The organism is Mesorhizobium sp. M4B.F.Ca.ET.089.01.1.1, from assembly GCF_004022605.1.
In the GTDB taxonomy this organism is placed as follows: Bacteria; Pseudomonadota; Alphaproteobacteria; order Rhizobiales; family Rhizobiaceae; genus Mesorhizobium; species Mesorhizobium abyssinicae.
In genome coordinates this window covers 1-1,506 of record NZ_RZOS01000799.1, presented here as the reverse complement: position 1 = coordinate 1,506, position 1,506 = coordinate 1, and the positions used below count along the sequence as shown (strand labels likewise).

Sequence of the window (1,506 nt, the reverse complement as noted above, 5' to 3'; positions counted from 1 at the left end):
CCGAAGGCCCGCGCCAGCAACTGGCTGCCGAGGCAGATGCCGAGCACCGATCGGTCCCTGTCGGCGAAGTCGCGCGTCAGATCGAGCAGTTCGGGGAAATAGGGGCAAAGCTCGTCATCGAGCGCGTTCTGGGCACCGCCGAGCACGACCATGGCGTCATGCTCGCCGCTGTGCCCGGGCAAGGCCTCGCCGTTGTAGGGCTTGCGCAGATCGATATCGGCGCCGGCCTCGACCAGCGCTGCGCCGATCTGGCCAAGGCCTTCATTGTCGAAATTCTGGACGACCAGGACGCGCATCGAAACCCTGCTGACATGATATTGAGCCCGCGAGCGATATCATGGCGCCCGCATCGCAGCCAAGAAGGAACGCCTATGCCACTGCAGAACCGGGTCGATCCGTTCGGCGCCATCCATGCCGTGCCCGAACGCGGCCTGTTCACCGGCAATCGCGGCATCATCCACGACCCCGAGACGAAGACGTTGCTGAAGAAGCGCTGGGCGCTACAGGCCTGGATCATCTGCGTGTGCCAATTTCGCAATGTGCGACGCGAGCCGATGGGCCGCAACAGGCCGGGCGGCAAGGCGGGCTGGACCGAACTGTTCTTCCTCGACGAGGTGACGGCGCTGGCCGCCGGCCATCGGCCCTGCTTCTTTTGCCGGCGCGAACGGGGCAGCGACTTCGTCCGCCGGTTCGGCGAGGCCTCCGCCATCGCCGAGCCGCGCGCGCCGATGCTCGACAAGCGGCTGCACAAGGAGCGGCTGGCCTCGGGCGGCCAGCCGCCAACGGTCAAGCCGGAAGAGCTGGCCGCCCTGCCCGATGGCAGCATGATCGCGGACGGCAACACGGCCTATGCGCTGCGTGGCGGCAAGGCGCTGCGCTGGTCGTTCGCGGGCTATGGCACACCGGCCGCTTTTGGCGACCTGGCTGGCCGGCCGCTTCGCCTGCTGACACCGGCGACCACCATCTCGGTGCTGCGGCAAGGCTACGCGCCGGCATGGCACCCTTCGGCCGAGGCTTGACGGCAAAGCCCGCCTCGCCCATTGCTCGGCGATGCGCGCCAATTACAAGATGCAGCGGCTGTTCGTGCCGGACGACCTCGGAGCGGGCATCGAATTCGATGCCGGGCAGCAGCAAAGCCATTACCTGATGCATGTGCTGCGTCTTTCCGAAGGCGTCGAGATCCTGGTCTTCAACGGCCGCGACGGCGAATGGTCGGCGGCGATCGCCGCCAGATCCAAGAAGGCGGTGCGGCTGAAGGTGCTCGACCAACAACGGCCGCAGCCGCCGCTGCCCGACCTCGTCTACTGCTTCGCGCCGCTGAAGCAGGGACGGCTCGACTATTTGGTGCAAAAGGCGGTCGAGATGGGCGCCGGTATCCTGCAGCCGGTGATCACCCAGCATACGCAGGTTGCAAAACCGGGCATCGAGCGGCTGCGCGCCAATGTCGTCGAGGCGGCCGAGCAATGCGGCATCCTCGCCGTGCCCGAGGTGCGCGAGGCGGAAAAG

The 1,506-nt window shown here is 67.0% G+C and carries 2 protein-coding genes and 1 pseudogene; 2 read left to right on the top strand and 1 reads right to left on the bottom strand.

The genetic code is table 11. The features are described 5' to 3' along the window. A pseudogene (locus EN780_RS33990) lies at nucleotides 1–296 on the bottom strand (GMP synthase); the annotation flags it as partial. Between the two features lie 75 nt (nucleotides 297–371). Between EN780_RS33990 and EN780_RS33985 the strand changes: the two are divergent. Beyond that, complete coding sequence (locus EN780_RS33985) at nucleotides 372–1,019, top strand: hypothetical protein (protein ID WP_128276439.1); 648 nt, start codon at nucleotides 372–374, stop codon at nucleotides 1,017–1,019. A gap of 31 nt (nucleotides 1,020–1,050) precedes the next feature. Further along, nucleotides 1,051–1,506, top strand: a 456-nt coding sequence (locus EN780_RS33980; protein ID WP_128276438.1) for an RsmE family RNA methyltransferase, incomplete at its 3' end; no start/stop codon positions are given.

Excerpts from the sequence above, each read along its gene's own strand:
- EN780_RS33985 (WP_128276439.1), top strand. The coding sequence starts at position 372 with ATGCCACTGCAGAACCGGGTCGATCCGTTCGGCGCCATCCATGCCGTG.